Origin of the sequence: Moorena sp. SIO4E2, from assembly GCF_010671945.1 — a bacterium.
In the GTDB taxonomy this organism is placed as follows: domain Bacteria; phylum Cyanobacteriota; class Cyanobacteriia; order Cyanobacteriales; family Coleofasciculaceae; genus Moorena; species Moorena producens.
Window position 1 is genome coordinate 1 of record NZ_JAAHIE010000401.1, and the last position, 6876, is coordinate 6876.

Sequence of the window (6876 nt, forward strand, 5' to 3'; positions counted from 1 at the left end):
TCAACTTATCTTTGATAGAGAAAGGGATCGTTATCTGGTTTTCCACAACGAATGGCGTAATGAGTACCGCATCTATGGCTGTGCCATGCATCTTGAGCTAATCGAAGGTCAAATCTGGATACAGCACAATAGTACTGAGATTTATATCGATCGTGAATTGATTGAACGGGGTGTTTCTCCCAAAGATATTGTACTGGGATTTCGCTCTCCCAGCGTCCGCAAACGTATTGCTGCTGCGATGGAAGACTAGTAAATGCGCAATCTAACCGGATTTTAACTAACAGCAAACTCAGTAAATTGGCGAATATCTGGAGGATGAAAAGCTAAAACAATATCACTTTTTGGAATACCTGCTGCCACTAAATCATTAGCAATGCCGTCTTCAGTATTGTCACATTGAATCCAAATTTTAGAATTACTAATTTCCACATGAATCAAACAACTATGAAGATGTTCTTGCTTATTCCATCCTTCAGAAATAATTAAATATTCGTCTGTTTCTCGGTCAAATGCTGCATGGTTACGGATGTTAAAATTAGAGTAATCAATGCTAACATAAGGGCTTAAGGTTTGACGAATAATTTGGCGATAGTTTTCTAATTTATCCATTTTGTAATGACCTCCTCTTCCGGGTCAAAAACAATAATTTTAAGCGTGTTATCTTCTAATAAAATTTGTCCTACTTCTTTGCTAAATAAGCGATTAAATATAGGTTCTCTAATAGCTAAATAAAGAAGACGTTCTGAAAGTTTACGTTTAAGAATTTTATCGTATAATATATATTGTCCTAAGGCGTTTTTTAGATCTTCTATTTCTGATGAGCCAACAAAGCTTTTAACTTCTACAGCAATTTTTTGTCCTTGTTTTTCAGCTACTAATAATTTTTCAGCCGCTAGGTCAATATAGATGTCTTTTTTACCTATTTTAAGACTTAAAGGGTCATTGGTAATTGTCCATCCATCTTTTATTAGTGCATTTTTTACTGCATCATGATAAATATCCTTGGCTGGCATTTTCAAAATTATTAAGTGTGGGTGCGCAAATAAAAGCCTATCTTAATTATAGTGGGAACGATCTGTAATTTCATGACAGCCGTAGGGTGCGCTCTGCAGACGCGATCGCACTCATTGTCCGCTTGGTAGTGTTGGGATAGCCCCACCCGTAACGCACCGCTAGTGTTGGAACAGCTGTGTTAAGTCACAGGCTGGAAGCCTGTTCTACAGTTGAGCCTCTGAATATCAACGTTGAGTATCTGAACCTCGACCGTGAGTATTTGAATACCGTCGGTGAGTATTTGAATATAAACGTTGAGTATTTGAATATAAACGTTGAGTATTTGAATACCGTTGTTGAGCCTCTGAGCCTCAACGTTGAGTATTTGAAGATAAACGTTGAACCTCTGAACCTCGACCGTGAACCTCTGAACCTCGACCGTGAGTATTTGAATACCGTTGTTGAACCTCTGAGCCTCCTGAACGAACCTCTGAACCTAATTCCCGATTCCCGATTCCCGATTCCCGATTCCCGATTCCTCGCATACCCATAACTTATCTTTAGTTCCAGGATTCCTAACAAAGTAATCTTCCAGCAAGTCACAGCCCCGACGCAGCAGCTCACCTAAACTTTCAACCTTCCAAATTCTAGCAGTGCCGTCTGTTGAAGCAGTGGCCAGCCTCTGTCCATCCGGGCTGAATGCTACATTAATTACCGAAGACTGATGCCCGATGAGTAAGGCTAATGGATTGCCCTGGTTGTCCCAAATTCTGGCAGTGCCGTCAACTGAAGCAGTGGCCAGCCTCTGTCCATTGGGGCTGAATACTACATCCGTTACCCTGTCCTGATGCCCGGTGAGCACGGCTAATTGATTGCCCTGTAAGTCCCAAATTCTGGCAGTTTTGTCGGATGAAGCAGTGGCAAACTTCTGTCCATCCGGGCTGAAGGCTACATCCGTTACCCTGTCCTGATACCTTGTGAGCAGGGCTAATTGATTGCTCTGTAAGTCCCAAATTCTGGCAGTTTTGTCGGATGAAGCAGTGGCAAGCTTCTGTCCATCCGGGCTGAAGGCTACACTATATACCAAGCCCTGATGCCCTGTGAGCAGGGCTAATTGATTGCCCTGTAAGTCCCAAATTCTAACAGTGCGGTCTCCTGAAGCAGTGGCCAGCCTCTGTCCATTGGGGCTGAAGGCTACATCCGTTACCCTGTCCTGATGTCCTGTGAGCAAGGCTAATTCATTGCCCTGGTTGTCCCAAATTCTGGCAGTTTTGTCGAAGGAAGCAGTGGCCAGCCTCTGTCCATCTGAGCTGAATGCTACACTATATACCCTGGACTGATGCCCTGTGAGCAGGGCTAATTGATTGCCCTGTAAGTCCCAAATTCTAACAGTGCGGTCTCCTGAAGCAGTGGCCAGCCTCTGTCCATTGGGGCTGAAGGCTACATCCGTTACCCTGTCCTGATGCCCGGTGAGCATGGTTAATTCATTGCCCTGTAAGTCCCAAATTCTGGCAGTTTGATCGAAGGAAGCAGTGGCCAGCCTCTTTCCATTGGGGCTAAATTTTACATCCATTACCCCGTTCTGATGCCCTGTGAGCAGGGCTAATGGATTGCCCTGTAAGTCCCAAATTCTAGCAGTGTTGTCCTCTGAAGCAGTGGCCAGCCTCTGTCCATCCGGGCTGAAGGCTACATCCGTTACCCTGGACTGATGCCCTGTGAGCAAGGCTAATTGATTCCCCTGTAAGTCCCAAATTCTGGCAGTGCCGTCGTATGAAGCAGTGGCCAGCCTCTGTCCATCCGGGCTGAAGGTTACACTATCTAACTCGGACTGATGCCCTGTGAGCAGGGCTAATGGATTGCCCTGTAAGTCCCAAATTCTGGCAGTGCCGTCGTATGAAGCAGTGGCCAGCTTCTGTCCATCCGGGCTGAAGGCTACACTATATACCCTGGACTGATGCGGTTTGAGCACGGCGATTTCATTGCCCTGGTTGTCCCAAATTCTAGCAGTTTTGTCATCTGAACCAGTGGCCAGCCTCTGTCCATCCGGGCTGAAGGCTACACTCCTTACCAAAGACTGATGCCCTGTGAGCAAGGCTAATTGATTGCCCTGGTTGTCCCAAATTCTGGCAGTTTTGTCATCTGAAGCAGTGGCCAGCCTCTGTCCATCCGGGCTGAATCCTACACTCCTTACCCTGTCCTGATGCCCGGTGAGTACGGCGATTTGATTGCCCTTTCTGTCCCAAATTCTGGCAGTTTTGTCCTCTGAAGCAGTGGCCAGCCTCTGTCCATCCGGGCTGAAGGCTACACTCCATACCCTGTCGTGATGGCCGGTGAGCAGGGCGATTTGATTGCCCTGGTTGTCCCAAATTCTGGCAGTTTTGTCATCTGAAGCAGTGGCCAGCCTCTGTCCATCCGGGCTGAATCCTACACTCCTTACCCTGTCCTGATGCCCGGTGAGTACGGCGATTTGATTGCCCTTTCTGTCCCAAATTCTGGCAGTTTTGTCCTCTGAAGCAGTGGCCAGCCTCTGTCCATCCGGGCTGAAGGCTACACTCGTTACCCAGTTCTGATGCCCTCTGAGCACAGCCCCTTTTCGAAATTGACTAATACTCTGGTGGAGGGCATATATAGGACTAGTAGCAGGATATTGCTCCAGGGGGCAACCATCTTTTAGTATACTAAGTAGCTCTTGCCCAGTCTCTACTGCTTCATACAAAAGCGTTTCCCCTATTGTACTGGGGCCGTAGTAAGCATTATCCTGTAACTGTCTTAAAATAATAAGTCCTTTCCGTTCTAGTCGTGTTAATAATTTGGCTTCTGCTAGCAACGCTTCTGCTTCCTGTTTCGCCTTAGCTAATATTTCACTAGCCTCTTTCTCAGCCGCCAAAGCCTTTTGGACTTCTCGCTTGTCTAAAACCTGACTAGCTCTTAAGAACTGGGAATCCAAATCACTTAAGGCTTTTCCCCTAGACCATTGTTCCGCCTGGTCTAATGCTCCCCCCCGCAACAATCGAGACTCATCCTTAAACCTAGAATCAACCCAAGCCGTAAAAGCCTCAGCGTAAGGGCGCAGTCTAGCCAATTCTGTCTTGACCCAATCGGAATTGAAAACCTCACCATAAATCCGGTTGTTAACTTCCAAACAACCATGGTGCTCAACCACCAGCCCCGATAACCTTAATTCCGTCTGTTCCTGACTGCCATCAGCAGCTATACACCCGTGCTCCAACACTTGCTGATACAAACCCAACAGCATACCAGCCCGTTGCTCATTCCTGAGAATGCGATCGCGTATAGTCTTCAAATGCTCCTGTTCATCCTGGGCTTCCCAATTGTCTATAATCTTGCTACGCACGATCTGGTCTAGGGAAAGACTATTACCCGATTCCGAGGTCTGCACCACCAAACGACACAACCGCTGGGTCAGAAACGGTTGTCCTCCCGTCCAGTTTACTATTTCACCCAACACCTGTTCAGGATTATTAACTTTACCTACCAAACCTGGAACCAAAGGCTGTTTGGCTTCCTGAAAAGTAAACCCAGTTAATTGAATATCCTGACCAATATTAAACGGAGTGCGCTGTTTATCCTGAATTAAATCTGCAGCAGTTGCAACCCCCAGCAAACAAAAGGTGAGACGATTGTAAGCTGGCGTTTCAGCTCGTTGATTGTAACAGGCTCTAATTAACGCAAAGAAATCATCTTTAAACCTAACTTTAATAATACTATCAATTTCATCCAGAAAAATAACAATCTTTCCCGGAATACTGCTTAACACGATCTGCTGAATAAACTTACTTAAGCACAACACCGGAGAGATTTTAGCACGCTCGTCTAACCAACTGTCTTCATCAAATTTTCCGAAAAGCTCGAAATCATCCACCAATAACATAATCAAACTTTCATACCACATCGACACCGTGATATCTTCTTTACCAATCACGGTCAGATCGATAGAAGCGCAAGCAAATCCCTCTTCTTTCAAGCGTTTTATCGTTCTTACCCGCAAACTCGACTTACCCATCTGTCGGGAATTCAGCACATAACAAAACTCCCCAGCCATCAATGCCTGAAAAAGCTCCTGATCCGCTTGTCGGGTCACATAAGTAGGTTCATCCTGAGGTAAACTACCTCCTACTTTGTAGATTGTTGAGTGTTGATTGGTCATTACAGCGGTTTGGCATTCGGTGAGGTACAAATTTTTAGGTTTTAGGGAGCAGGGAGCAGGGAGCAGGGAGCAGTGATAAGAGTGTAGCAAGTGTGGGAAGATGGGGAGAGAGAATAAGTGGTTTTTAAGAATTAGGTATAGTTAAAGATAGTTTTGCTCATTGTTATTCTACTTCCTGGTCTATTGATAATAATATTATTACCCGATTCCCGATTCCCGATTCCCGATTCCCGATTCCCGATTCCCGATTCCCGACTCCCGATTCCCGATTCCCGATTCCCGATTCCCCAAAATGCGATCGCTAAAATACAGACGATACAAATTAGATATCAAACTACAATCATTACCATGGCGTTCAACCAGACCGATACTTTCCAACTTGCGAGTGATAGTAGCATCCAGGCGCACGGGTTTGGTGTTACTAACTAATAATTTAACAGCTTCCAGCAATTCGGGATGCTCTTGAATACTAGTTAAAAGTTGACGGAGATGACTGCCATAAATTCCGGCTTCTGTGGGGGCATTAGCCAAAAGGCTATCCAGTGTCTTCTCTGCTGCTTGGTGATTCTTGAGATAATCAAACGCTTGGGACAATAAATAAGGATGTCCCCCCACCATTGCCATCAGTTGCGTTACTGAATCCCCAGACAAATTCAACCCATAAGCCTCAGCAAAGCCCTTAACTTGCTCTTCAGTAAACTCTAGTAACTCTATCTGTAATCCCACATTAAATGGCGACTGTTCGGTAGGTAAATTAACGTAAACTTCCGTGGCATAAACTACAATCAACCGTAATTTTTTCCAAACCTCTTTACTCTTAGCATCTTCATGCCAACTACGCAGCAAAGTCAGAAACCCTTCAGCCACCTCTTGATGAGAAAAGACTTGCTCTACTTCATCCAAACACAAAACTACTGGACTATCTAAAGACTTTAATAAATACTGCTCTAAGTATCGTTTGCAGTTTACCTTGCTGGGTAAACGCTTTTTCCAATAACTGTCTAAGTTATCCGACAATCCTAAGTTGTCAGACACTCGTACACAAAAGGACTGTAAAAAGCTATCCAAATTAGTGAAAGGTAGCTCATTCATATTTAAATAGACTTGATCATAACCCTGTTTTTCACCATGGGCGATAATCTGATGACTTAGTAAGGTTTTCCCCATCAGTTTCGGTGCTTTAATCCGAATTAACGCTCCCGGTTTGACAATTTCCTGATCACAACGAGCTTCAATAGGTGGGCGCTCAATATATATCTCTTGAGTTGCTCTAGGTCTAGGGGATAACCCGCACTCGTTTAATACTTGCTCAGCCACTAATTCCGGCTTATAGGTATTAACGATTTCAACTAACTCACAACGACAATTAAAACCATTAGCTTCAATATCAAAGTCTTTATATAGATTAGAAATATGCTTTCTTACCGTAGATATATCATAGACCTTTAGCACCTCGTCTCTGATTTCTTGATCTGTCTTACCACCAACCACCGCCTCCAAAACTTGTCGCCTTTTCCAGGGCATGGTCTTGAATTTTTCCTCGAAGGCTTCTTTACTAATCATAAGCGATCGCTACTTGTGCCTTAGCTAGTCCGTAAGCATTCAGCCGTCAGCCGTCAGCCGTCAGCTTTCCATAACTGAGATTAATGCTTACCTGTTTTATTCAAAAGCTCTTACCGTAGCTTGTCCATAGTCCATAAGCACCTCAAGTAGCT

At 44.7% G+C, this 6876-nt stretch carries 6 protein-coding genes; 2 read left to right on the top strand and 4 right to left on the bottom strand.

From position 1 onward, the window contains the following. Window positions 1–250 (top strand): element excision factor XisI family protein (locus F6K37_RS28650; protein WP_287253831.1); only part of this gene is annotated, 250 nt, incomplete at its 5' end. 23 nt (window positions 251–273) lie between these two features. On the opposite strand, the gene F6K37_RS28655 is transcribed toward F6K37_RS28650, so the two are convergent. Both F6K37_RS28655 and F6K37_RS28660 read right to left on the bottom strand, forming a co-directional pair. Continuing rightward, entirely contained in the window at window positions 274–609 is a 336-nt protein-coding gene (locus F6K37_RS28655) for a XisI protein (protein ID WP_008190356.1), read from the bottom strand. Next, window positions 597–1013: a XisH family protein gene (locus F6K37_RS28660; RefSeq protein ID WP_008190359.1), complete on the bottom strand. Its 417-nt coding sequence runs from the start codon at window positions 1011–1013 to the stop codon at window positions 597–599. The genes F6K37_RS28655 and F6K37_RS28660 overlap by 13 nt, the downstream gene beginning before the upstream one ends. A gap of 176 nt (window positions 1014–1189) precedes the next feature. On the opposite strand from F6K37_RS28660, the gene F6K37_RS28665 reads away from it, so the two are divergent. Then, entirely contained in the window at window positions 1190–1546 is a 357-nt protein-coding gene (locus F6K37_RS28665) for a hypothetical protein (protein ID WP_287253833.1), read from the top strand. On the opposite strand, the gene F6K37_RS28670 is transcribed toward F6K37_RS28665, so the two are convergent. After that, window positions 1490–5161 (bottom strand): eIF2A-related protein, encoded by a 3672-nt coding sequence (locus F6K37_RS28670; RefSeq protein ID WP_287253835.1) that lies wholly within the window; start codon window positions 5159–5161, stop codon window positions 1490–1492. The genes F6K37_RS28665 and F6K37_RS28670 overlap by 57 nt on opposite strands. Before the next feature lie 198 nt (window positions 5162–5359). Next, window positions 5360–6724, bottom strand: coding sequence for an AAA-like domain-containing protein (locus F6K37_RS28675; protein WP_287253836.1), 1365 nt, complete (start codon window positions 6722–6724; stop codon window positions 5360–5362). Window positions 6725–6876 lie beyond the last annotated feature (152 nt).